Annotated in this window: 20 protein-coding genes and 1 pseudogene; 17 read left to right on the top strand and 4 right to left on the bottom strand. The window is 42.6% G+C overall.

The window, feature by feature from the left end; translation table 11 throughout:
• Nucleotides 1–15: 15 nt before the first annotated feature.
• From ACDZ28_RS30865 to ACDZ28_RS30830, 8 genes are all read left to right on the top strand, one after another.
• Nucleotides 16–960 (top strand): DUF1861 family protein, encoded by a 945-nt coding sequence (locus ACDZ28_RS30865; RefSeq protein WP_375103563.1) that lies wholly within the window; start codon nt 16–18, stop codon nt 958–960.
• 35 nt (nt 961–995) lie between these two features.
• Nucleotides 996–2,057, top strand: a complete 1,062-nt coding sequence (locus ACDZ28_RS30860; protein WP_076117113.1) for a glycoside hydrolase family 130 protein — start codon at nt 996–998, stop codon at nt 2,055–2,057.
• Between the two features lie 67 nt (nt 2,058–2,124).
• Complete coding sequence (locus tag ACDZ28_RS30855) at nt 2,125–4,710, top strand: glycoside hydrolase family 2 protein (protein ID WP_375105441.1); 2,586 nt, start codon at nt 2,125–2,127, stop codon at nt 4,708–4,710.
• Nucleotides 4,707–5,720 (top strand): zinc-dependent alcohol dehydrogenase family protein, encoded by a 1,014-nt coding sequence (locus ACDZ28_RS30850; RefSeq protein WP_375103562.1) that lies wholly within the window; start codon nt 4,707–4,709, stop codon nt 5,718–5,720. Before ACDZ28_RS30855 ends, ACDZ28_RS30850 begins: the two co-directional genes overlap by 4 nt.
• A 204-nt stretch (nt 5,721–5,924) precedes the next feature.
• Nucleotides 5,925–7,109 (top strand): glycosyltransferase, encoded by a 1,185-nt coding sequence (locus ACDZ28_RS30845; RefSeq protein WP_375103561.1) that lies wholly within the window; start codon nt 5,925–5,927, stop codon nt 7,107–7,109.
• The gene (locus tag ACDZ28_RS30840; RefSeq protein WP_375103560.1) at nt 7,096–8,307 is read left to right on the top strand and encodes an MFS transporter; all 1,212 of its coding nucleotides are present in this window, start codon (nt 7,096–7,098) and stop codon (nt 8,305–8,307) included. Before ACDZ28_RS30845 ends, ACDZ28_RS30840 begins: the two co-directional genes overlap by 14 nt.
• Before the next feature lie 95 nt (nt 8,308–8,402).
• Nucleotides 8,403–9,335, top strand: coding sequence for a hypothetical protein (locus tag ACDZ28_RS30835; protein ID WP_375103559.1), 933 nt, complete (start codon nt 8,403–8,405; stop codon nt 9,333–9,335).
• A gap of 156 nt (nt 9,336–9,491) precedes the next feature.
• Nucleotides 9,492–9,824, top strand: a complete 333-nt coding sequence (locus tag ACDZ28_RS30830) for a hypothetical protein (RefSeq protein ID WP_375103558.1) — start codon at nt 9,492–9,494, stop codon at nt 9,822–9,824.
• Between the two features lie 6 nt (nt 9,825–9,830).
• Here the strand turns inward: ACDZ28_RS30830 and ACDZ28_RS30825 are convergent, their stop codons facing one another.
• Nucleotides 9,831–11,222, bottom strand: coding sequence for an MFS transporter (locus tag ACDZ28_RS30825; RefSeq protein WP_375103557.1), 1,392 nt, complete (start codon nt 11,220–11,222; stop codon nt 9,831–9,833).
• 110 nt (nt 11,223–11,332) lie between these two features.
• Between ACDZ28_RS30825 and ACDZ28_RS30820 the strand changes: the two genes are divergently transcribed.
• Complete coding sequence (locus ACDZ28_RS30820) at nt 11,333–12,217, top strand: LysR family transcriptional regulator (protein WP_375103556.1); 885 nt, start codon at nt 11,333–11,335, stop codon at nt 12,215–12,217.
• Nucleotides 12,218–12,340: 123 nt separating this feature from the next.
• Here the strand turns inward: ACDZ28_RS30820 and ACDZ28_RS30815 are convergent, their stop codons facing one another.
• Nucleotides 12,341–12,541, bottom strand: a complete 201-nt coding sequence (locus tag ACDZ28_RS30815) for a hypothetical protein (RefSeq protein WP_339287518.1) — start codon at nt 12,539–12,541, stop codon at nt 12,341–12,343.
• 97 nt (nt 12,542–12,638) lie between these two features.
• Between ACDZ28_RS30815 and ACDZ28_RS30810 the strand changes: the two genes are divergently transcribed.
• The gene (locus tag ACDZ28_RS30810) at nt 12,639–13,262 is read left to right on the top strand and encodes a hypothetical protein (RefSeq protein ID WP_339287517.1); all 624 of its coding nucleotides are present in this window, start codon (nt 12,639–12,641) and stop codon (nt 13,260–13,262) included.
• 74 nt (nt 13,263–13,336) lie between these two features.
• Nucleotides 13,337–13,525 carry a hypothetical protein gene (locus ACDZ28_RS30805; protein WP_042129995.1) on the top strand — a complete coding sequence of 63 codons (189 nt, stop codon included), beginning with the start codon at nt 13,337–13,339 and terminating at the stop codon, nt 13,523–13,525.
• An 86-nt stretch (nt 13,526–13,611) separates the two neighbouring features.
• On the opposite strand, the pseudogene ACDZ28_RS30800 reads toward ACDZ28_RS30805, so the two are convergent.
• Nucleotides 13,612–13,764: pseudogene (locus ACDZ28_RS30800) on the bottom strand (tungsten formylmethanofuran dehydrogenase); the annotation flags it as partial.
• 124 nt (nt 13,765–13,888) lie between these two features.
• Nucleotides 13,889–15,229 carry a histidine phosphatase family protein gene (locus tag ACDZ28_RS30795; protein WP_375103555.1) on the bottom strand — a complete coding sequence of 447 codons (1,341 nt, stop codon included), beginning with the start codon at nt 15,227–15,229 and terminating at the stop codon, nt 13,889–13,891.
• Between the two features lie 213 nt (nt 15,230–15,442).
• Between ACDZ28_RS30795 and ACDZ28_RS30790 the strand changes: the two genes are divergently transcribed.
• From ACDZ28_RS30790 to ACDZ28_RS30765, 6 genes are all read left to right on the top strand, one after another.
• Nucleotides 15,443–17,935, top strand: coding sequence for a helix-turn-helix domain-containing protein (locus ACDZ28_RS30790; protein ID WP_375103554.1), 2,493 nt, complete (start codon nt 15,443–15,445; stop codon nt 17,933–17,935).
• Nucleotides 17,936–18,182: 247 nt separating this feature from the next.
• Entirely contained in the window at nt 18,183–19,535 is a 1,353-nt protein-coding gene (locus tag ACDZ28_RS30785) for an MFS transporter (protein ID WP_042129991.1), read from the top strand.
• Between the two features lie 39 nt (nt 19,536–19,574).
• A complete protein-coding gene (locus ACDZ28_RS30780; protein WP_375103553.1) occupies nt 19,575–21,272 on the top strand; it encodes a glycoside hydrolase family 3 protein in 1,698 nt (565 codons plus the stop codon).
• Nucleotides 21,273–21,383: 111 nt separating this feature from the next.
• The gene (locus tag ACDZ28_RS30775) at nt 21,384–22,490 is read left to right on the top strand and encodes an alpha/beta hydrolase (protein WP_375105440.1); all 1,107 of its coding nucleotides are present in this window, start codon (nt 21,384–21,386) and stop codon (nt 22,488–22,490) included.
• Between the two features lie 234 nt (nt 22,491–22,724).
• Nucleotides 22,725–23,708: an ABC transporter ATP-binding protein gene (locus tag ACDZ28_RS30770; protein ID WP_375103552.1), complete on the top strand. Its 984-nt coding sequence runs from the start codon at nt 22,725–22,727 to the stop codon at nt 23,706–23,708.
• Entirely contained in the window at nt 23,686–24,459 is a 774-nt protein-coding gene (locus ACDZ28_RS30765) for an ABC transporter permease (RefSeq protein WP_042129986.1), read from the top strand. The genes ACDZ28_RS30770 and ACDZ28_RS30765 overlap by 23 nt, the downstream gene beginning before the upstream one ends.
• Nucleotides 24,460–24,476 lie beyond the last annotated feature (17 nt).

Raw genomic sequence — 24,476 nt, 5'->3', positions numbered from 1 at the left:
AGGAACGTTATTATTATGAAGCTGCACAAAACAGCTGTGAAAACATGTGAACAATTGCTCATGGAATATGCGATGAAAGACGTGTTCGTAACAGATACGCAGAAATTAAATTTCACCGGTGTAGATCACAAAGATGTCTATAACATTACAGCACCTTTCCAAGATGAAGGTGAATGGGTGATAGCAGGTCGGGTTGAAGCCCGTGACAGCGAGCATTCCAAAGTCGTTTTTTTCGTCGAGCGTGATGGACAGTGGGCTCCTCGTGAAGGAGCGCCTATTCTTGAACTTCAAGATCCGTTTTTCACGAAAATCAATGGCGAATTAATTGTTGGAGGTGTTCAAATTTACCCGCATCCGGTAAAAGCTGATGCCTTAATGTGGCGTACAGTATTCTACCGCGGGAAGAACATCGCTAGCTTAGAGTTATTCTTTATTGGTCCGGATGGTATGAAAGATTTGCGGCTGGTTGACCTGAAAGATAGCATTGGAGTGCTGACTCGCCCTCAAGGAGATAAAGGAGGACGCGGGAAAATCGGTTTTACCCGCATTGCCTCGTTGGAGGCGTTATCCATTCCGTTGATCGAAGAAACACCGTTGTTGGAAGAGCAGTTCGTTGATGAAGAGTGGGGCGGCGCGAATGAAGCACACTTGCTGAAGAACGGGCTTCTCGGTGTCCTTGGGCATATCGCATCTTTTGATGAGGCGGGTGATCGTCACTACTACCCCATGGTGTTCGCTATCGATCCGGAAACAGGTGAATATTCGGATATTCAATTAATCGCTGTACGCAATCAGTTCTTGCCAGGCGTTGCCAAACGTCCTGATTTAGAGGATGTCGTATTCAGCGGCGGGCTCGTACGTCATCAAGACGGCACAGCTCACATATATGCAGGAATCAGCGATGCTGAAGCACAACGTGCGACAATCCCTGATCCATTTGCTCAATTTGAAATTTTATAGCATGAAATCCATTTGGTTAAGGGAGTTATTACAACATGAAAATCTATCGTTATGAACAAAATCCGCTGATTACACCGGCGGACGTCAAGCCGTATCACGAGGACTTTGAAGTGATCGGTGCATTTAATGCCGGTATCGCTAGCTATAATGGTGAAATATTAATGTTTCTTCGAGTAGCAGAACGTCCAATCAGTAAGGACCCTAAAATTGTGAAAGCTCCGATTTATAATCCGGAGACCAATGAATTAGATATTTTGGATCTGAATACGGATGATGAGCGTTTCGATTTTTCTGATCCGCGTGTGATCAAGAATAGATCCGCCAGTGCTACATTCCAGTACTTGACTTCATTATCTTATATCCGAATTGCTCGAAGTAAGGATGGACATCATTTTACGGTGGATGAGAAGCCATTTGTGTACCCTTCCAATTCACTGGAAACCTTCGGGGTAGAAGATCCCCGCGTAACCCAAATTGGGGATACCTACTATATATATTTCTCGGCAGTCTCCCCTGTGGGCGTTGGAGAATCGCTGGTATCAACTAAAGATTTCGTGAATGTAACTCATCACGGCATGATCTTTGGGCCGGATAACAAAGACGTATTGATTTTCCCAGAGAAAATTAACGGCAAATATTATGCATTGCACCGTCCAACGACGAAAAGCACGGGAAATCCTGAAATATGGATTGCAGAATCGGACAATTTATTATATTGGGGAAATCATAAGCATCTGATCGGTTTGCGTGACGGGATGTGGGATAGTGGCCGGATTGGCGGCGGTGCGGTTCCATTCAAGACCGATATAGGTTGGCTGGAGTTGTATCACGGGGCAACACTGGAACATCGCTATTGCATGGGGGCAGTCTTGTTAGATCTAAATGATCCCTCGAAAGTGATTGCGCGTTCCAATGCTCCGATTATGGAGCCGGAAGCGGATTATGAGAAGAATGGATTCTTCGGAGATGTTGTATTCTCTTGCGGTGCACTTGTGGAAGGCGATGTCGTCAAAATGTATTACGGAGTTGCGGATACATCAATGGCTTGCGCAGAACTTAGTGTACAAGAAATTCTAGACAGCTTGGTATACGTATAACAATAAAACGTCAAAACCGTAGTGGTTTTGGCGTTTTAATTTGGGAGAGATGACGAAGATAATGAATATCAAATTAACTGAAAACTGGAAACTTCGTGATTTTAATGTCGGGGAAGTCCGGGATCTTGAAGTTGCATCCCCAGAGTTCATTGATTATTTCTGGATGAGCACCACAGTGCCCGGTGATATCCATACGACGCTTCGGGAGAAAGGCATCATTGAGGATCCTTTCTTTGGCCACCAAGATCAGAAATGCCGTTGGGTTGAAGAAAAGGTATGGTGGTATCGAACGGTCTTTTCATACGATTCTGATCCTCAACCTGGTGAGAAGATGGAGCTATTGTTCGAAGGGTTGGATACCTATGCGACCGTATATCTTAACGGTGTGGAGCTTGGATCAACGGATAATATGTTCATCAGCCATTCTTTTGATGTAACCCGTGAATTAAATCATGGGAAGAATACGCTTGCCGTGAAATTTGATCCTATTCATGTGCACGCAGGCGATAAGGTCCAATATTATTGGTCAGGCTTTAGCAAGAAGCGGATCTGGACACGTAAAGCGCAGAGTCATTTTGGCTGGGACTGGGGCCCACGTCTGGTCTGTGCAGGGATTTGGAAAGAGGTGCATTTAATTAAACGCCGTCATGCACATTTAGATCATGTGTTTGCTCGAACAACTTCGATCCAGGATCAAGTAGGTATCGTTGATGTGGATTTATGCGCACATGCCTTTGATCGCGAGTGTTCATATACGGCGTGTGTGGAACTCTTAGAAGGTACAGAGCGCGTTGCGGAAGCGTATGTCTCTTTAGACAGAGCTTCAGGGATTACGGTTGACGGGGCGATTACAGCACGCACGCTTCATCATTCAGTTACTTTGCGGGTGATAGATCCGAAGCTATGGTGGACGCATGATCTAGGAACGCCTTTCTTATATCAATTACGTGTTACGTTATTTGCAGATGGGGAGCCAATCGATACTTATGAGCAGCGATTTGGGATTCGTAAGATCGAGTTAATGCAGCTTGATGAAGAGGGGCGCCATGCTTTTACGTTTGTATTGAACGGTGTAAAGGTTTTTGCCAAAGGTGCAAATTGGATCCCTATTGATAGCTTTATTGCGACCGTACCGGATAGCCGATATACGCATCTCCTTCAAATGGCCAAGGCTGCCAATATGAATATGATTCGCGCTTGGGGCGGAGGCATTTATGAGCGGGATATTTTCTTTGATGAATGTGACCGGTTAGGAATCTTAATCTGGCAGGACTTCATGTTCGCTTGTGCGTTGTATCCAGATTATAATCGTAATTTCATGAATAATGTTCACCGAGAAATTGAGCAGGTCGTAACACGTCTTCGCAGTCGTACGAGTCTTGCCTTATGGTGCGGGAATAACGAGAATGATTGGTTGTATGAGGCACTCTCCTCTAGCGGCGAGATTACACATCCTTTTTATGGAGAGAAAATATATCATGAGCTCATACCTGCGGTGTTGGAGCAGCTCGATCCAACGCGAACGTTTTGGCCTAGTTCCCCTTTTGGCGGAAATGATCATAATTCGCGTGATGTGGGCGATACACATAACTGGCAAGTTTGGCATGGGAATAATGAGCCTCGTCAATTTGGTGAACCACAGACACAGGATTATAGTGTTGAAGGGATATCGTTCAAACGATTCAAGTCAGATTTCACGAAATTCGCCAGTGAATTCGGACTGCATGCCGCTTCCAATCGTTATACTTTAGCGAAGAACATGCCGGACAATCAGTTCTACTGGGATAGCGATGAAATGAAATACCGTAATAAAGATGTCCATTATCCAAAGGGCATTATGCTCATGGAAGGTTTTACTGGAATTCCGAAGGATATCTATGAATATATTCAATTCTCGATGCTTACCCAGGCAGAAGGGTTAAGATATGGTATTGAGCATTATCGCCGTAATAAGCCGGATACGAGCGGGGCTTTGTTCTGGCAGTTTAATGATTGCTGGCCGGGAACAAGCTGGTCTGTCATCGATTACTATGGCTTGCCAAAAGCAAGCTATCACTATGCGCGTAAATTCTTTGCACCGGTACTCTTATGTGTAGATCATGATCCGAATGGGCAGCTGCAGTTATGGGCTGTTAATGATCGGCGTGAGATTTATGAGGATGAGGCGGAATTAACAATCTATCAGATGGATGGTACGATTGTATATCAGCGTGCATTCGATGTGACCGTTGAAGCAAACGGTAAAATAAATTTTGCCAATTTACCTGAGGCTGAGGTGCTGCAACAGTATAGTCCGCGCGAGGTTGTGGCCGTGCTTCGTTCGAAGAAACAGATGACAGAAGAGTATGTTCTCTATTTAAGAGATTATAAAGATATGGATTATCAAGAAGCACATATTCAGATCTCTGTGGATGAAGTAAAAGGACATATCCGTTTGATCTCGGATCGTGTTGCCCGGATGGTGATGATTGAACTGGATGCTCCTTGGGTGATCATGGATGATAATTTCTTTGATCTGATCCCAGGTGAGGAGAAGACGGTTCATGTACATCATGCTGCTGCAGGGGAACTTCCTTGGGAAACCCTACGTGTGACGGCGATGAATGATGCATCTATACAGAAGCTTAGAACTGAAGGAGATGTACTAATATGAAGGCGGCCGTATTTCAGGGAAATAAGCGCATTGATTTTATGGAATGGGAAGCTCCAGCTGTAGGCCTCAAAGAAGTTAAACTTCGTGTGAAATGCTGCGGGATCTGTGGTACAGATCAGCATATTTATCATGGATATCCTGGGTCTGCGGAGGTGAACGCTCCGGTTGTGTTAGGGCATGAGCTCGCAGGGGAAGTGGTTGCTGTGGGTGACGAGGTTACGGCTCTTCAGGTTGGGGACCGTGTATCCGTGGATCCTAACATCTATTGTGGGAACTGTTATTTTTGCCGGAATGGAAAAGTGCATCTGTGCGATAACTTGCAGGCTGTTGGAGTAACTCGTGATGGAGGCATGGGCGAATATTGCGTAGTTCCTGCCGCGAACTGTTACTTGTTACCTGATGAAATGAGCTGGATCGAAGGGGCGATGATTGAACCTCTAGGTTGTGTTCTTCATGGCTATAAGAAGCTCGACATTCGTAGAGCTCACCAAGTCCTGATTATCGGTGGTGGTTTTATTGGTCAATTGTTCTTGCAGCTCGTAAAAGCTGCGGGTGTTAAAGGGATCATTGTCAGTGAGCCGGAAATGTTCAAACATGACCGATTAGTCGAATTAGGTGCGGATGAAGCGGTTTCTCCTGCAGCAGCAGGTGTGATGGAAGCTCTTCATCATCAATTTGATATTGTGATTGAATGTGTAGGCCGGGCGGATTCCATGGAGCTGGCGGTTAAGGCATCACGTAAGGGTGGACAAGTATTAATGTTTGGTGTTGCTTCCCCTGACACATGTATTCAAGTCTCCCCATTCGAAATTTTCACGAAAGAGCTGGTCATCATGGGATCTTTTATTAATCCTTATACCCATGAGGAATCGATTGCGTTAATTGAGAAGGGGATCGTTCAGATTGAGTCATTGATTAGCCACCGGTTTTCGTTGAAAGATGTTCCAGAAATCATGGAGGAGTATACGAATCTGCGTGTTTCTAAAGGGGTTATTGTGCACGAGAGGTAGTGTTAAATCATAGTAGCGTATATCAAGCGATGACTATTGGCTATTTTGCCAAAGGTCATCGTTTTTTTTGTGGGCAAAAACTGGCTGTGACGAGGTCTCTTTTTAGAAAATATTGAAATTAATATTCAGTTAAGAATCCCTTCACTATCAGTTTACGATTCAGAGTTAGAGTTAAAGGAGGCCATGAGAAAAAGGAGCTTTGTCATGAACACAGATCCTAAAGTACTTATTGTTACGTCGGCATTTGGGGACGGGCATATGAAAGTGGCTGAGGCCATCGAAGATTCATTTAGACGTCGGGGGATTAGTCGGATTACAACTCTGGATCTATTCGCTGCAGTCCACCCTACCTTGAATGAGCTATCCCGAAGGTTCTATTTAAACAACACGGGGTATACGCAAGAATTTTATGGATTCTTGTACACAATGACGAGCAAGATGAGACCAGAGCAGTTCATGGGTAGACTCATCCATTCTATGGGCAAACGAAAAGTACAAAGGATCATCGACGAGATACAGCCGGATATTATTATTCATACCTTTCCTTATTTGGCTGCTGCTGAGCTAGCATCCACAACAGGTAGTAGAATGCCTCTGTTCACAGTTATGACGGATTATGTAGTTCATGGCAGGTGGCTTCATCCACAAACGACAAAATATTTTATCGCTTCAGAAGACATGAAGACAACGCTGATGTCGGTAGGGGTCGCTGAAGAGAAGCTTGTGGTCAGTGGGATTCCAATTCGCGAGGTATTTGAGCAGACTCAGGATCGTGAAGCGCTTTTACGCAAACATGGGTTAAGCGGAGATCGTCAATATCTACTACTGGCGGCAGGGGCTTACGGCGTATTAAGTGACATTAGCAGTTTAATAAAACGAGTACTGCTTCAATCGAGCTTCGATGTCATCGTATTGTGCGGGAATAATCATAAGCTTCAAGCAGCTACGGTAGAGCTTTTTCAAGAGAACCCCCGAGTTCACATCTTGGGATATACGGAAGAAATGCAGGAACTGATGTGCATAGCTTCCTGTCTATTGACCAAAGCAGGTGGAATTACCTTGACTGAGGCGATGGCTCAAGCACTTCCGGTTATCGTCTATCGACCACTCCCTGGTCAGGAGGCAGGTAATGCAGAATGGTTAGCCGGGCACAATTTGATTGAGATCGCACGAAATGAGGAGCAATTAGTAGAGCAGCTTCAGCGATTGGAGCATATGGCGTATAGAGATGAAAGGGAACAGCAGCTGAAGGTCTTTTCGCGAAAATCAGCCTCGGATGCTATCGTTACTGAAGCTTTAGAAGCTATTAAATTGCGTCAGCCTTCTGTTCCCGCAGCAAAATCCATGCTCGTTGAAGGGCAGGCGAAGACGATTCATGGATATTATTAGGAAGAAAGAAAGACAACAGCAGACGTTTACCCGCCTCGCAATGATTCTCTTTTTTATAGAGTGGATAAGAGGGGCTGTCCTGATCGCTTTCTTACCTACGTATGTATTGACGAGTTTGGGGCTTACAACGTCAGTAGTCGGTGTTGCGGTCTCCGCGCACTATTTAACGGACAGCTTGATCAAAAGCTTCATCGGCTATCTCTTGGATAGATATCCTGGGCATACCGTGCTTCATGGAGGGTTCTTTCTTGGGTTCATTGGACTGTTATTGATGGTGACAACACATAGTCCGTGGATGCTTATTGTAGCCTCTGCTTGCTTGGGTGCTGGATTCTCACCGATCTGGATCCTATGTATGAGCCAGGTATTAGAGGAAAAACGAGCACAACAGATGGGAACCTTGTACGTATACTGGATGGCTGGTCTAGGTCTGGGTCCCGTAATGATGAATTTGTTAATTGGTGGTGGGCTGTCACTGTCCCTTGCTGTCATTGGATTATTTTTCGTAGCGGGCTGGATCATGGTAGGTCTTGTAAAGATGAACAAGGTCTCGGTGCAGAGTGTGAATATATCTGTAGGCGGGCAGTTTGTATCTCTATGGAACAAAGTGAAGAAGGGGGGATTTTTGGTCCCCGGCATGCTGCTGCAGACTACAGCGGGCGGGATATTGGTCCCTTTTTTAACAAGCTTTGCGATCTCACATCTGGGTTTGTCTCATTCACAGCTGTCTATCGTGCTATTTATGGGAGGAGCAGGTGTAGTTCTATTTCTTGTCCCTATGGGAAAGTGGTTTGATCAAGTTGGAGGCAAATGGTTCCTTGTCGTTGGATTCGGCGTGTTTGCGCTTGCCTTGTTCGGTCTAACTTCTATTAACTCCTTCTCCGCTGCCATTGGGCTCGCGCTTCTGCTGGGGTGTGCTTATGCTGCTTTGCTTCCTTCATGGAATGCGTTAATGGCCAGTTACATTCCCGAAGATTCCGTGGGGATCAGCTGGGGATTATTGTTTTCCATAGAAGGTTTAGGGGTGGTTATTGGTCCTCTAATTGGAGGATGGCTGGGAAGCACAGGGAATCAACTGCTGCCTTTTCAAGTTAGTGCCTGTTTGTTTGGACTAATAAGTGTAGTCTACTTGCTATCTCCCGCCCGATTATTTATTCACAGAAACAGAGTAACCAAGAAGCTTCCGAATGTATCGTAGTTAAGATTTATTTAATAGACTCTTCACAACGAATTTAGGAATTGCACCTAAGCTTAATATGCAAGACTAAATAAGTGATGAAGGGAAGGAAGAAAATGAAGAAGAAATGGCTACTTACCGGAGGTGCAGCAGGGATTAGCGGGGCGATCATGCTGGTTACCGGAATGACGGCGTTTGCGGGAACCTCTGGATATGAGGATTACAAAGCCGCACTTAAGAATACTGCAGAGAATATACAAACTGTTACCGTACAAGCTGATGCGATGCTTAAAGATAACGGGACTATTCTGAGTCAGGCACAAGGAAGTATAAAAGTAAGCTTGCCGAATGAAGCCGTAAGTGGCGCTGTGAAGATTAGCGGGTCACAAGGTTCCCATGAACTTAACCTCTATAGTCAGCCTGACGGACAGGTCTGGAAGAGCGATGCTTCCGATATTTATTACGTAAAGCAGGATATTAAGGATAAGAAGGATCAGGAAACAGGAACAGAACCGAAGGAAGCAGTTTGGCTTAGCAGCCTAGAAGAGACGATCATGGATGCTTTGATCGGCAATTTAAAGAATGAGATCACCTCTACTACCGATAAAGACGGTGCCAAGCATATCTCGCTGCAGCTTGACAATGCACAAATCCCGGCAGTGGTGCAGGCGTTAGCCCCGGTTCTGTTCAAGAATCTTTCGGAAGAGAAAGATCATAAGTCCAGTAAAGAAACGACTGTCGATTCAAATGATCCAGAGGATTTAATTCAGCATAACCTGTTTGATTTCCAAGCAATTGCTCTGACGAACGGTGTACAGATTCAAAGCATCCGTTTGAATGCTGATATCACTCCGGCTAATGAGCTTCAGCACCAACAGTTAGATCTAACGTTTGTGGGTCAGGATGCGCAAGGAGCCTCCCATACTTTGGCTGCTAGTGTGGATGTTCAGCTCTCCGCATTCAATGCGACTACACCAGAGTCTATTGACCTCTCAGGTAAACAAGTGCAGCAGGTGAAAGAGGACCATGAATACGGACATCGTGATTAAAGATCCCGTTGCGTTGAATAAGTAAGTGTGGAACAACTAAAAAGTATGCAATTAGAAAGTCCCTATGATGTGATTAGTCATAGGGACTTTCTTTATTAAAAAGCTATTTTCGCATATATTAGTCCTATGGAAGCCCCACAATCCGGAGGTGTTTGAATGAGAGTTTTATTAACTGCAACAATGGTATTGCTAATGCTCGCGGTGTTCACGGTTGGCTGTCAAAATTCAAAGAATCCGGTACAGCAAAATTCATCAGAACCCACTGAAATAAAAACAGCTACAAAAGAGCAATTAAGCAAAGTGACAGCTAAAATGACTTATGAAGAAGTGATTAGTATTTTAGGCGCCAGCAAGGACATAGGCTCTGGATTGTATATTATTCAGTATGAATACACAGATGGTCAGCGATTCACTTTAGATTTCTCAAGTTATGGTGGACTGATAACGGAGGAAGATTATAAAGAAATTCGCAAACTTATTAATAGTTAAAGTTAATCAATTGAATTGCTCCCGCATATCCCCAGACTTCCGGCGCCGCCGACTCATGAATACCAAAGCCAATGCAATGATCGTGAGAATAATCCCAAGGACTTGAAATCCCTCAAAGCTGAACTTACCTCTCATTATGATTCCTATCAATAAGGAAGAGAGGATGGTTCCCAGATATCTTGATGTATTAAATAATCCGGATGCTACTCCGATGATTTCTTTGGGTGAACTTTGGAACAAAGCTGCTTGCATGCCTACATTATTCAACCCATTGCTAATCCCGAATGCAGCCAAAGCCAGGCACACGCTAATAACCGGTGAAGATTGATTTAATGTCACGAGCCATACCGATCCCGCAGTCATCAATATTGCAGACACTAGCAATGCCGGTCTTGGTCCGGATTTATCGATCCTTCGTCCTGCTATTGGAGAAGTAACTAGAGAGCATAGGCCTAAGGTTAGCATAAGTATCCCTGTTTGATATTCGCTGACATGGCGAACCACTTGCAAGTAGGACGGAACTCCGAAAAAGAGTGAGTAATAAAGTACGTTAACGAGCATGAACTCCACATTAACCCAAGTCATCGCAGGATATTTGGCAAATGTGCGTAAAGGGATAAAAGGCGAAGCCGCTTTTAACTCATGTCGTACGAATACCCCTAGCAGAGCAAGTCCTATCAGTGAAACAACGACATTTCCTACAGCGATGTGCCCGGATGATTTTGCTGAGAGTAATCCAATGAGCAGGGCAACCAGTCCCACTGTGAAGAACAGGATCCCTGATCCATCTATCCAATTGAACCATTTGCGAAGGGACATGCCCGATGAAACGGTTAATGACGAGTGTTCCTTAGGAATATTTCTCCAAGACAATAGAAAGCTCACTACCACAAATGGAATATTGACGAAAAAGATAGCAGGCCAGCCCCACCAGTGTATGATAACCCCGCCAATAAAGGGGCCGATGGCTGCCGCACCGGATAGGAAGATGGACAAAACAGACAGCGCTGTCGCTTGTTTTTCCGTTACATGAATTCGCACTATGGCCATCCCAACGGCAACCATCATGCTTGTTCCAATGGCTTGCACAATACGAAACACGATGAGCCACGCGAAGCTTGGTGCGAAAGGAGCTAATAATGAGGCAATGAAGGCTACTATAAGCCCAGTAAGAAATATTTTTCTCCTACCAAATAAATCACTGGCCTTTCCCATGACAGGTTGAGCGATGCTACTAGCAATGTAGAAAGAAAAAATAATCCAGGAAACACCTGTATAGTCAAGTTGGAATACATTTTGCAATCTTGGAATAGCCACAGAAACCATTGAAGAATTTAATGGGTTCAATAGTATCCCTAGAGCCACAGAAATCATTAACCACCAATTCCGAGCACTCATTTTGGGTCCCCCTAAAGCGTATTAATGTCATCCTACTTGATTTTAATTATTCATTCCAACGCATTTTATGTTATATTCTCATTGACTTAAAGGAATGAATGGGGTGCGAAATGGAACTTCTACAGCTGCAATATTTTCTCGCGGTAGCTCGACTGGAACATGTGACCGAAGCTGCCCGGAATCTGCACGTTACTCAATCATCACTCAGCAAAACAATCCAGCGCTTGGAGGAGGATCTAGGGGTCCCTTTATTCGATCGAGTAGGGCGGAACCTGCGTCTGAATGAATTCGGAAGCACATTCCTTCGCCGTGCAGAAAGAGCCTTGTTTGAATTGGAACAGGCGAAGCAGGAGCTTAGCGATTTATCTCACCCGGAACATAACATGCTTGAATTAGCGGTGACCACCGCCAGTACATTACCCAATATCCTTCGCGAGTTTCGAAAAAAGCGACCTGATAGTCAATTTCACGTGCAGATGCTGACTACCAAGGAAATGGTTACACTTTTGGATCGAGGAGAGGTGGATTTCTGCTTGTCCTCACCCCCTATAGAAGGGGACGATATTGAATGCCAAGTCGTGTTTATCGACCCTATCCTTGTAGCGGTTCCTAAGGGACATCGTTTGGCAGATCGAAGCAGTGTATCTTTGATAGAGCTCAGAGATGAATGGTTCGTCGGGGTTAAGAGTGGTTACGGAACTCGGGATTTAATAGACTCTGTGTGCCAATCGGTTGGATTTACGCCTAAATATGTGTATGAGGGGGATGAACCTGCAAGGTTGATCACGCTTGTGGAAGCTGAGATTGGTCTTGCCTTCATACCAAGCACAGCAAGAAATTCACGGGAAGACATCAAATATCTCCAAATAGAGAATCATGAATTAGTAAGGGAAATTGCTTTAATATGGCACAAGAGTCGGTACATTTCTCGGGCTGCTTTGGAATTTCGTGAGGTTGTTGTAGAATATTTCGGATCGTTATCCAAAGAGGTTTAAGACAATTGGGAATGGGTATCGAGAGGTATTTAACTGGATGCAAAAGAACAATTGCATCCAGCTCAAGGAGGTATAGTCTATAGAAATATTTTATAATGAAGATGTAGAAAAATCTGGTAGTGTTTATTTATCTGATGTTGGTTCTTCCATAAACCATGAGATATGGGTGCATCTCTTACAAATAAGTATAGCAGCGTTTTTATTCGCCCAGTCAAATCCTAGAAAGGATGCTCCGCTTGTGTTAAGCAGTTTATAATCCAGATCAAAGGTATCGTTTTGACAACAAGGACAGGTTATTCGCGCGCCTGCAGCACTGTATCTCATTTTAAAAACCTCCTGTGAATTTGTATAGTTCTTTAACGCACCTGAGGTTATTGAGGTTTCATGTACTCGAACTTACTAGTCAATTTGGGGTGGAATTATGAATAGCTGGGAAACAGCATTGTCAAAGGTATGTGAGCTTTATTTTTCACCGGAGGTAAATTCAAAATTAGAATGGATCTTGGTGGGCTCAGTGGGTTCGGTATTACAGGGCTGTGAAATGACTCCGGGAGACGTTGATATTTATACAAAAAATAAAGAAGGGATTGCACAATTTGCAGAACTTCTGAAGGAATATTCCTTGCTGGATAAATGTGAATTCCCTCATGGGGAGAACTGGTTATCCTCTTTAGAAGAACCTGCATACACTCAGACCTTTTCTTCGGGCTTCTCATGGACAAAGGGGAGTTGGATCATCGATGGGTTTAAAGTGGAAGTCGTTCATATCTCCAATTCAGCGGGCATTCCTGATTCTATGGATGGCGATGGAATATGGGAAGGTGGACAATTCATTTGGAATCATTTTAGGAATGTGACAATCGGACGGTATACTATTCCTACAGTTCCTCTAGAAATACAGCTAGAATCAAATTTAAGAAGACAACGATCAGACAGGACACAAGCGATTATTACTGCATTGCAAAAATATGGCTACGATCAAGAACTAATCGAAAAAGCTCTATCAATGAAACACTTACCTTATTTTTATTCTCAAATGATTTGAGCAATGGAGATTATTTTTAAAAAGGGAATTAACTGGTATAATATGGTTTATAATCGAGAAAGGTGTTGATTTCTATGTCTGACTTTTTTGATCCAGGACCTAATCCGAATGTGACGGACCCTGGCGGTCATAAAGCAAACCATGATGTCAATGCGCAAAAATATCATACACAAGGTGTTCCGGGATTTTGGAGCGAGGTAATCAATCTGTTCATCGTGGTGGCAATAATTGCAGTTATTTTCTTACTCATATGGATCTTCTAATGGTCTTGTAATGAAAAAATGACAGCCCTCATTTATCTTGAGGGCTGTCATTATCGTTATTGAGCTGAGTATCCTCTTTCGATGACTTGACCCAAACGTTGCAAAGGTGTTGCCTGAATCAATTGGTCTAGCAATTCCTTTGAAGTACTTAAAGCTTGAGTCATTGGCATTTCAATAATTCCAGGGAATAGAGTATTTACCCGTAATCCATGAGTCTTTGCTGAAGAGAGAAGGGTTCTGTTGTGGGTGGTAAGATAGTCAATTTAGTGGGAAGGGTAAAGGGAGGGGGCAGTCTAGCTGCCCCCTCCCTTTAATTTGGTGCACACCTGTCTTGTGCAGACAGTTGTGTACCTGTTCTACTTCTTAATGTGAAAGTGCCTTGCCCTTTTCCAAATAGCTGGTGTCGCCAACTTTTCCTACCGTAAACTTGCCGTTCTCCCATTCAACGATCGTTACGCTGGAATTCGGCAATCCACCTTTGCTCATATCCCAAGCGTTAGGATCAAGACCCATGACCAAATCCAAAATGGTGATGCCGTGGGAAACGACAATGATATTCTTTTTCGACCCTTGGTTATCAGCAATGATCTGGTCTACTGCTGCTTTTGTCCGGGCAAAAACCTGAGCCATGTTTTCTCCGTTCACCGAGGTGTAATCGAGCTTCTGGAACGAAGCAACGTTTGTATGCTTCATAATATCTGCTTGATAAGCGCCTTCCAAGTCACCGAAGTTCATTTCTCTCAAGCGTTTATCCGTTTTCAGAATCATGTTTCGGCCTTCCAAAATGGAATCGGCCGTATCTATCGCACGTCCGCTTGAGCTGCTGTATGCTGCGCTGAACGGAATGTCATGCAAGCCTCGTGCCAGGTCCTCGGCCACCTTGATGCCTTCTTCCGTGAGCGGAGCATCCGAGAGGCCCTGCATCCGTTTTTGCACGTTAAACAGCGTTTCGCCGTGACGAACGAAGTAGAACGTGAGCTTGTTTTGACCATTTTCCGCATAGCTCTGATCGCCGACTTTTTGCACCGTATATTTGCCGTCTTTCCACTGAATCTTCGTTACGCTGGAATTCGGCAAGCCGCCCTTGCTCATATCCCAGGCTTTCGGGTCGAGGCCCATGACCAAATCGAGAATGGTGATGCCATGCGAAACGACAAGCACATCCCCGCCTTTTGTTTTGTTTGCTTCAACCATTTGATCCAGCGATGCTTTAGCCCGCTCGAACACGCCTTGCATATTCTCGCCGTTCACCGAGGTGTAATCGAATTTCTTGAACGAAGCAACATTTGTATGCTTCATAACATCTGCTTGATAAGCGCCTTCCAAGTCACCGAAATTGATTTCTCTCAAACGCTTGTCTTTGATCAGCTTGAGATTGCGGCCTTCAAGAACGATATCGGCCGTGTCGCTTGCCCGTTCGCTCGTACTGCTGTACGCGGCAACGAACGGAATGTTCTTCAAGCCTCTGCTTAGATTCTCAGCTACTTCAATACCCTTCTTTGTTAGAGGAGAGTCGGAGAACCCTTGCATACGTTCTTGTACATTAAATATTGTTTCTCCATGCCGTACCAGATAGAAAGTAATCCCTTGGTCTTCCTTTTTAGCGGTATTATCTGCATTTGCACCTACATTGCCTACACTAAATGAACTTAAAACGAAGAAAGCCATCATGACAGTAAATAACTTAGATAAACTCTTGTTCATACATATATCCCCTTTACTATCTATTTTGAAAGCGTTAACATTGTAATTATATCGAGGGGATCAAATTCAAAATATCCATTTTTTAAGCAAAATCAAGGCGTATTTTCTCGTGTTTCGTATGAATGTGAGATGTACTTATATATCCAAATTAAAAAAAGCTATTATATAAAAATGAATTTACGAGCAACGGATGAAGAGAGGTGAACGGTGGCTTTGGATTACGTTTATGAAAGCATTCAAATGAACAATGATTTGCCAATTAATATATTTCTTCATAATGCGCAATTTGTGGAGGACCACTGGCATGACAGCATTGAGTTACTGTTCGTTCTGAAAGGGAAAGTCGATGTCTATATTGAAAAGAAAAGATTTACCCTACAAGAAGAGGATGTCTTGATCATCAACAGCAATGAAGTTCATTCCATCCAATCCCATGAGAATAATTTGGTACTTGCCTTGCAAATTCCCATTTCATTCATTAAAACTGAATTTGCAGAAATCGATCAAGTTAGGTTCCTATGCAAATCCTTTCTATATGGAGAGGAAGAACAAGAGAAATTTAATGAAATTCGCACTTTATTAGCCGAAATGATGTGGGTATATAACAAAGAAAATTATAGCTATGAGATCAAAATTAAGTCGTTATTATTGCAGCTAATATACGTACTGCTTTGGAAATTCAGAGAGAGTCGCGAAGATAGTAGTAGTCGAATTGGTTCCAAGTATACAGAGCGTATGTTAAGTATTGTGAACTATATCCAAGGCAACTATATGAAATCACTTAGCTTGTTCGATATTGCGGAGCAGGAACACTTATCGGTTCCGTATTTATCTAGTTTTTTTCAAAAAAGTATGGGGAAGTCCTTTAGTCAGTATGTCAATCAGCTTCGATTGAGGCATGCTGTCAGAGATATTACTTACACGGATCATTCCATTACTCAAATTGCTATGGACCATGGATTTCCGAGTTTGAAGTCATTTCACAAGGTGTTTAAGGAAGTTTATAAAATAACACCGATCCAATACCGTAAGGATTTGCAAAGGCATGAAGCGCATGAGAGTCTGACTTCAAATGATTATGCAACTTACTTGGATTTTGATCGTGAGAATGCGTATGAGGCGTTGTTCAAGTATTTACCTTCATCTGGTCAGCAAATCGCCGATAAGACGCTTGAAAAAGGTGTAGTCACAAAAGAAATTAGGGTGCAGCTCTCCGGTAAGAGTAAGGTGTTTAAACCTTATTGGCGAAAAATATGTACGATAAGCAAGGCGAAGGAAATTTTAATGAGTGAAGTGCAATCCCATTTAAAGTTGATTCAGGGAAAGGTCCAGTTTAGTCATATTAGGTTTCATGGGATATTTGATGATGAGATGATGGTCTATCGTGAGGATACACAAGGCAATCCGATATTTAATTTCTTCTATGTCGGACAATTAATAGATTTCATACGAAGCATTGGACTACGCCCTTATATTGAATTTGGCTTCATGCCTAAAGATTTAGCGAGTAGTGAGTCTTCTTTCTTCTATAAGAAGAGTAATCTAAGTAAACCCAAGGATATAGGAAAGTGGAGAAAGCTCGTGGAACAATTACTCTTGTTCTGTAAAAACCGGTATGGCGAAGAAGAGATGAAGCATTGGTATTTTGCATGCTGGAATGAACCTGATCTGCAAATTTTTTGGCCGGATACATTTGAGGATTATGGAGAAATGTATATTCAGACTTATCAAGCTGTTAAAGTGAGCTGCCCTAAATTCCAAATGGGGGGTCCAGATCTTTTTTCAGAAACGGTATATCAAGAGTCTTGGTTAGATCATTATTTAGATTTCTGTATCACAAATCATTGTATTCCCGACGTTATTTCGTTTCACAGTTATCCAGTACGAGAGCAGCGATTAATAGATAAACCAATATCTTGGATACACTTAAGTAATGATAATTATTTGAATGAAACGATTCATTTGTTAAAAAATAAACTGAAAGCAAAGCTCTCGCACCTGCCTGATATTCATGTAACGGAATGGAATTCAACACCATTTCATCGCGATTTGACGAACGATACCTGTTATAAAGCAGCTTATATTGTGAAGAATGTACTTGAGAATCTAGATGAACTGCAGAGCTTAGCTTACTGGTCCTTGACGGACTTACTGGAGGAGCTGCCACCAGCAGAGGAAACGTTTCATGGTGGATTAGGCTTAATAACGAGCAATGGAATCCAAAAGCCAGGTTATTATGCTTATGAGTTGTTAGGTAAGCTTGGTGATCGCCTAATGGAGCTTGGCGCTGGATATTGTCTCACTAAATCGTCGCAAGGCTATCAATTGATGGTCTACCATTATTGTCATTTTGATCGATTGTATGGTACGTCTGATTCACTAGGAATTGACGCCTTGAATCGATATCACGTCTTCAGAGACACGAATAATTTAGAGATGAGTTTTGCAATCCAAGGAATACCAAGTGGTGTATACAAGCTTCGTCAAACTACTATAAATCGGGATCACGGCAGCGCTTATGATACATGGCTTGAGATGGGTGCTCCAAGTTCACTAGATGCAGATGAAGTGGCCTATTTGAATCGTAAGGCTGTACCCAATCAAGTGAGGAAGACGATTGATATCCAAGGCTCGCTTGATATTAAATGTGAATTGAACCCTCATGAAGTTCGATTATATGAACTATGGCCTGTGTATGATGCATAGTACTTTTAATCATTACACTCAAAAAGGGCTGACCCAAGCAATCCATTTCATGGATTTGGGTCAGCCCTTTTTTATGATTTTATTGAAAGCGTTTAATTTACTGATAAAAAAATCATGAAATTTGGTCTATTTTTGATTAAGAAACGGAAAGTTGAATGGATGAAAATTGTCTATAATCACAAATGTAAGGGATTACATTTAGGGTTCTCGAAGCTTCCTTACTATGATATTTACAGGGGGTATGTGTATGAATAAACAAGTTTCATGGAAAGAAAGAATTAGCTATGGTCTAGGAGATACGGCTTCTAATCTTATTTTCCAAACGGTTACCTTATATTTAATGTTTTACTACACAGATGTATATGGGTTGAATGTCGCAGCTGTAGGAACCTTATTCCTTTTAGCGAGAATTATTGATGCGTTCGACGGACCGATATTTGGAGTGTTGATTGACCGCACGACTTCAAAATATGGGAAATCCAGACCCTGGTTCCTTTGGTTATCGTTTCCGTTCGCGGCAATTGCAATTCTTGCATTTCTGTCGCCGGATTTCGGGGATACAGGAAAATTGGCTTATGCGTATGTTACCTATATTCTACTGAATGTTTTATACGCAGGGATTAACTTGCCACTCACTTCGATTTTGCCAAGCATGTCAAGTGATTCACAGGAAAGAACGGTAGTGTCATCGGTTCGTATGATTCTGGCGCAAGTAGGCGCTATATTTGTCAGTATTGCGACTCTGCCTCTTGTTGATGCGTTAGGAAAAGGCAATCAAAAACAGGGTTTTATGTTAACGATGATGATCTATGCTGGTGTAGCGGTCGTATTTTTCCTGATTACATTTAAAAATGTAAAGGAACGTGTTCAAATTGACGGCAATCGTCCAGTCCCTTTTAAAGAAGGAATAAAAGCAATTAAAGGGAACACACCTTGGTGGATCCTTTTGGCTACTGGGCTGTTCGTATTTATCGGAGTTACAGCAAAGGGTCCTGCTACGATTTATTACTTTAAATATAACCTAGGTAGAGAAGACTTAATTCCGCTTGTTAATGGCCTTAACGTTCTAATGTTGCTTGCGATTGTACTAGTTCCTTTCTTGAGTAAGAAATTAGGTAAACGTAATGCGGTCTTTATAGGTATGAGCATTGGTATCGTGGGGCAAGTCATTATCTATCTAGGTGCACAGATGATGTCTGTTCCTGTTGCATTAACGGGTGTCATAATCAGTAATTTTGGTGGGGGCTTTGCATTTGGTCTACTGTTCGCGATGATTGCTGACACGATTGATTATGGAGAATGGAAATCAGGAGTAAGGGCACCAGGCTTACTATCTGCCGCAAGCAGTTTTGGTGCTAAGTTCGGAATGGGGCTCGGGGGTGCGATTGCAGCTTGGGTTCTAGCCTTAGGGAAATATGCACCGAATCAAGTGCAAGCGCCATCGGCTTTGCTAGCAATTGAATTCAATTTTGTATGGTTACCCTTAATTGCGAATATCGTTGTTATTCTATTATTCCTGTTCTATAAGCTAGATAAAGATGAGCCCCAAATGATTAGTGACTTGACAGCTCGTAGAGGCAACACGGGAATTGAAGCCTAAATAAGAATTATAATTAATTAAAGTGGAGGGTATATCATAATGGACTTGAAGGGAAAGCCATTTTATTTACAAAATGAGGATATTCAGTGGGTTAAGAACACGCTGGAGTCAATGGATTTGGATGCTAAGGTTGGGCAGCTATTCTGCCCCCTAGGGATGAATGATGATCAAACTGAATTACAAGATATGCTTGAGAACTATCAGCCAGGTGGTATTATGTATCGGCCTGGGGAGGGTGTAGGCGTTCAATCCACTCATCGTTATCTGCAAGAAAATTCTCGAATACCTTTGCTTGTATCGGCGAATTTGGAAGCTGGAGGTAATGGGATCGCTTCTGAAGGTACCTACTTTGGTAAGCAAATGCAGGTTGCAGCAACTGACAACGAAGAGATGGGGTACCGCCTTGGGCAGATTGCAGGGCGGGAAGGGAAAGCAGTAGGTTGCAACTGGGCATTCGCGCCCGTTGTAGACATCGATATGAATTTTAGAAATCCGATTACAAATATACGTACCTACGGCTCTGATCCTGAGAGGGTTTTACGTATGGGTAAGGCTTATGTTAAAGGGGTACAAGAGAACGGCGTTGCTGCATCCATTAAGCATTTCCCTGGGGATGGTGTGGATGATAGGGATCAACATTTACACATTTCAATCAATTCGCTTTCAGTAGAGGATTGGGATCAAACATACGGCATGGTATATAAGGGATTGATTGATGAAGGCGCAATGACGGTGATGATTGGTCACATTATGTTGCCAGCTTATTCACGAGCACTCTCGCCTGACATTCGTGATGAAGAGTTAATGCCTGCGACATTGTCACCTGAATTGTTAAACGGATTACTGCGTGACAAGCTTGGCTTTAATGGGATGATCGTGACGGATGCTGCTACAATGGCAGGGTTCACGATGGCGATGAAACGTGAAATCGCAGTTCCTAAATCGATTGCTGCAGGTTGTGATATGTTTCTTTTTAACCGCAACATGCCTGAAGATTATAAGTATATGAAGGAAGGAATCGAGAATGGAATTTTGACGATGAAGCGAGTCGATGAAGCAGTTACACGTATTCTAGCACTTAAAGCTTCTCTTGGTTTACATCGTAAGCAACAAGAAGATAAGCTTGTTCCAGGTCTGGACGCACTTTCAGTGATGAAATGTGAAGAGCATGAGAAGTGGGCACAGGAGTGTGCAGACCAAGCTATTACACTAGTGAAAGATACACAGTCTCTACTACCCATTAGTCCAGAACGTCATAAGCGCATATTATTCTTCTCACTTGGCGATGAGGTAGGGCATTATAGCAGTGAAGTTTCCTATCGTACTTTGGTGGAGCAGCTAGAGCGTGAGGGATTTGTAGTTGATATCTTTAATAGAGAAAATTTGGACTTTAGTTGGATGATGACTTCCATTGAAAGTTTAACAGATAAATATGATCTAGCTATTTATTGTGCCAATATCGTAACGATGAGTAATCAAACGGTCGTGCGAATTAACTGGGCACCGCCTATGGGTGCTGATATGCCGTGGTTCTTACAAGAGTTACCTACCTTGTTCATTTCCACAGCAAGTCCTTACCATTTACAAGATGTACCACAGGTGAAAACATTTATTAATACGTACTCTTCAAGTGAGTATGTATATGAAGCATTGGTGGAGAAGTTGTTAGGACGCTCGCCGTTCAAAGGGGTAAATCCTGTAGATCCATTCTGTACCTATTGGGAGACTAAATTGTAATGGTTTTAGAAGCGAATGAATGAGGGAGATCACATTTTACATTGCAAACACATGATGATCTATTCCAAATAATTGATAAAACCAAAGAATTTAACTAGGGAGATGAAGCATATCATGGAAAAAAATATATATGAAAATCTATTGGCGGAACTAGAAAGACGGACAGAGGTTAAGAACGTGAAAGGTCTAGATATGATGATTAAAAAGCTTCCGGATTCAGATGCTGAGGGAGAAATGGACGCTCGCGTGTTGCAGACAACAATAGAAAGTGCTGAAAAGATGGCTGCGATGGGCAAGCCACCTGAGGGAGAGTTCGATTTAATGGCAATGGTTCAGGGGATGCGCGCAATGATGGGCTGGCCGAATACAGATGTAACATCAACGGATATTCGTACAGAATCGAGAGATATAGAAGGTTCAGAGGGCTCTATCCCAGTTCGGATCTATTCTCCAGCTGGAGGCTCGAATGTCCCAGCGGTAGTCTTCTTCCATGGTGGCGGTTTCCTAGGAGGTACTTTGGATGTAGTGGAGAATCCTTGTAAAGCAATTGCTGAGAAAGCAAATGCAGTTGTTGTTTCGGTGGATTACCGCCTTGCACCTGAGCATCCGTTCCCTGCAGGATTTAACGATTGCTTCGATGCTGTTCGCTGGGTATATGAGCATGCAGCAGAACTAAATGTAAATCCGAATCAAATCGCAGTATGTGGCGATAGTGCAGGCGGGAACTTATCAACGGTATGCGCGATGAAGGATAGAGATTTAGGAACAGGTATGATTAAATTCCAAGCATTGCTTTATCCGACGGTGAACATGGCTGGGGCAGCGACAGATGATTTCGAATGGAATATCGAAGAGTACACGATTAACAATCACCATGAGCTGATCAAGGGGCTATTGATGGGTATGGGTGATATGACATCTATGCTGGACAATATTTATTTACAAGGTAAGGTTCCTGCAACAAGCGCTTATACTTCTCCCTTATTAGTAGAAGATTTAAGCGGTATGCCTGACACGTTAATTATTACTGCACAGTATGATTATTTGACACTTGAGTGCGAAGCCTACGCTAGAAAGCTACAACGTGCAGGCGTTAATACACAGTATATCCGCTATAATGGAGTGGACCACGCGTTCATGGATAAAATCGGTATTTATCCACAAGCGGAGGATTGTATGAATGAAATCGCTAAAGGAATTAAGCGCATTTTTGGATAATAACTGCATGACAGTAGAAGTTCTTTTTCGTGAAGAAAATAAAATTCCAGACACATCTCAAGAGATGTGTCTTTTCGTCGTATTTGTAAAAAACATACCCCATACCCAAATCTCATTCCTCAGACGGAGGAAGTTTCCATCTGAAGCCAGTTATTTAAATCTAGATACTAAAATAAAATTAAATTTATCAATGGAATTACTTATATAAATCGTACGGGAGAGGATGGTTATTAGGTGGAGAAAATTATAGAGGTACGCGGGATTAGCAAGGTGTACGAGAAAAGAAAGACGAAAGAGAAGATCCATGCCGTTCGTGATGTTTCTTTTCATGTGAATCGTGGAGAGGTTCTAGGTTTACTAGGGCCAAATGGTGCTGGGAAAACATCAACGATAAAGATGCTCTGTGGTTTGTTGGAATCGGATGGGGGTTCTATATCCATTAATGGCCTAGATATTTGTAAGAAGAGACTTAAAGCGCTTGAGCATATTAGTGCTGTATTAGAGGGAAACCGAAATATATATTGGCGTCTTACCGTTCGTGAAAACCTAGAATATTTTGCAGGTAATCGAGGGTACTCACGAAAGCAAGTTGCCGATCGAGCGGATAAATTATTAGAGCAATTCAACCTAAAAGAAAAGGAGAATGAGCTAGTCAATGGATTATCTCGGGGGATGCAACAAAAGCTAGCTATCGCTGTGGCGTTATTAGCTAACACGGATGTCATCTTACTGGATGAGCCAACGCTCGGTTTGGATGTTGAGGTTAGTTATGAATTACGAAATATTCTAAAAACAATAGTAAGGGAAGAAAAACGTACGATCATTATCAGCTCACATGATATGCCTGTCGTTCAGGAGCTGTGTGACCGTGCCATTATCATTAACAAGGGTGAAGTCGTGATTGACGACAGGGTAGAGAACTTACTTAAGTTATTTGAAACAAGGGCATATTCCATTAAATTAGGTGAGCAATTAAGCCTAAAACAGGAGCAAAAACTGTTGAGTATATTCCCTTTAAGTACTTATAAAGCAAGCTCTCATGAAACGATCGTGGAAGTGAATTTAGAGCACGGTCAGGATATCTACGAGTTGTTCGATCTTCTGAAAGAGGAAGGAACGATGGTGGAAAGCATTGATCGTATAACCATTGATTTTGAACAAGTATTTATTCAGATTGTGAAGGGTGGTAAAACGCATGAAATGGCTCCATTTATTTAATGCGAATTTTCGTAAGGAATATATTGAGATGAAACGTTATCTGCCGAACACGATTGCTTTAGTAGCCACGTTTTATATTATATTTCTAGGTGCATTTTTTGGCATTATGTTCATTGGGGATCCAGCCAGCTTTGATATGAATGTTCAATACTCCATTGTAAGTGTAGTCTTTTGGAGCTTAACGATGATGACGATGAACTTTATTGGTTATTCGGTAATCACGGAAGCGACGCGTGGAACGTTAGAGCAGTTATATATGTCTCCCATGGGGGTATGGAAAATCATGCTCACGCGGATCGTCAGTCAGTTAGGCTTACAGTCTGTTATTATGATCCTGTTGCTGTTTGGTGCGATGCTAACCTCCGGACAGTGGTTGAGTCTTAACCCCATGACAACGATCCCAATCATTATTGTTACTATGATAAGTATGGTAGGCGTTAGCTTTATGATTGCTGGATTAGCTATTATTGTGAAACAAATTCAAGCATTTCTGCAGATTTTTCAATTCGTTTTGATGGGACTTGTATTTGTTCCGATAACTGTTGCTCCGTTTTTAGCCTTTGCCCCGTTCGTTAAAGGAGTGAATATGGTCAGAACGGTGATGCTGGAGAATCTAACGTTAACGGATATACCTTTATCAGATTATGGCGTATTAATATTAAATTCGCTGGTTTATTTGATTCTAGGACTCGTTGTGTTTGATCGCTGTGAGAAAATAGCCATGAAGAAAGGTCTTCTGGGACAATATTAGCACACGCAATCGTTTAT

Origin of the sequence: Paenibacillus sp. RS8 (genome assembly GCF_041956825.1) — a bacterium.
Classification (GTDB): domain Bacteria; phylum Bacillota; class Bacilli; order Paenibacillales; family Paenibacillaceae; genus Paenibacillus_AQ.
Note: the sequence above shows the minus strand (reverse complement) of the source record. Positions and strands in the feature narration are given on the sequence as shown.

What these genes read in the sequence shown, in the direction of transcription:
- ACDZ28_RS30865 (WP_375103563.1), top strand. Translation starts at nt 16, where the DNA reads ATGAAGCTGCACAAAACAGCTGTGAAAACATGTGAACAATTGCTCATG.
- ACDZ28_RS30860 (WP_076117113.1), top strand. Translation starts at nt 996, where the DNA reads ATGAAAATCTATCGTTATGAACAAAATCCGCTGATTACACCGGCGGAC.
- ACDZ28_RS30850 (WP_375103562.1), top strand. Translation starts at nt 4,707, where the DNA reads ATGAAGGCGGCCGTATTTCAGGGAAATAAGCGCATTGATTTTATGGAA.
- ACDZ28_RS30845 (WP_375103561.1), top strand. Translation starts at nt 5,925, where the DNA reads ATGAACACAGATCCTAAAGTACTTATTGTTACGTCGGCATTTGGGGAC.
- ACDZ28_RS30840 (WP_375103560.1), top strand. Translation starts at nt 7,096, where the DNA reads ATGGATATTATTAGGAAGAAAGAAAGACAACAGCAGACGTTTACCCGC.
- ACDZ28_RS30835 (WP_375103559.1), top strand. Translation starts at nt 8,403, where the DNA reads ATGAAGAAGAAATGGCTACTTACCGGAGGTGCAGCAGGGATTAGCGGG.
- ACDZ28_RS30830 (WP_375103558.1), top strand. Translation starts at nt 9,492, where the DNA reads ATGAGAGTTTTATTAACTGCAACAATGGTATTGCTAATGCTCGCGGTG.
- ACDZ28_RS30825 (WP_375103557.1), bottom strand. Translation starts at nt 11,222, where the DNA reads ATGAGTGCTCGGAATTGGTGGTTAATGATTTCTGTGGCTCTAGGGATA.
- ACDZ28_RS30820 (WP_375103556.1), top strand. Translation starts at nt 11,333, where the DNA reads ATGGAACTTCTACAGCTGCAATATTTTCTCGCGGTAGCTCGACTGGAA.
- ACDZ28_RS30815 (WP_339287518.1), bottom strand. Translation starts at nt 12,541, where the DNA reads ATGAGATACAGTGCTGCAGGCGCGCGAATAACCTGTCCTTGTTGTCAA.
- ACDZ28_RS30810 (WP_339287517.1), top strand. Translation starts at nt 12,639, where the DNA reads ATGAATAGCTGGGAAACAGCATTGTCAAAGGTATGTGAGCTTTATTTT.
- ACDZ28_RS30805 (WP_042129995.1), top strand. Translation starts at nt 13,337, where the DNA reads ATGTCTGACTTTTTTGATCCAGGACCTAATCCGAATGTGACGGACCCT.
- ACDZ28_RS30795 (WP_375103555.1), bottom strand. Translation starts at nt 15,229, where the DNA reads ATGAACAAGAGTTTATCTAAGTTATTTACTGTCATGATGGCTTTCTTC.
- ACDZ28_RS30785 (WP_042129991.1), top strand. Translation starts at nt 18,183, where the DNA reads ATGAATAAACAAGTTTCATGGAAAGAAAGAATTAGCTATGGTCTAGGA.
- ACDZ28_RS30780 (WP_375103553.1), top strand. Translation starts at nt 19,575, where the DNA reads ATGGACTTGAAGGGAAAGCCATTTTATTTACAAAATGAGGATATTCAG.
- ACDZ28_RS30765 (WP_042129986.1), top strand. Translation starts at nt 23,686, where the DNA reads ATGAAATGGCTCCATTTATTTAATGCGAATTTTCGTAAGGAATATATT.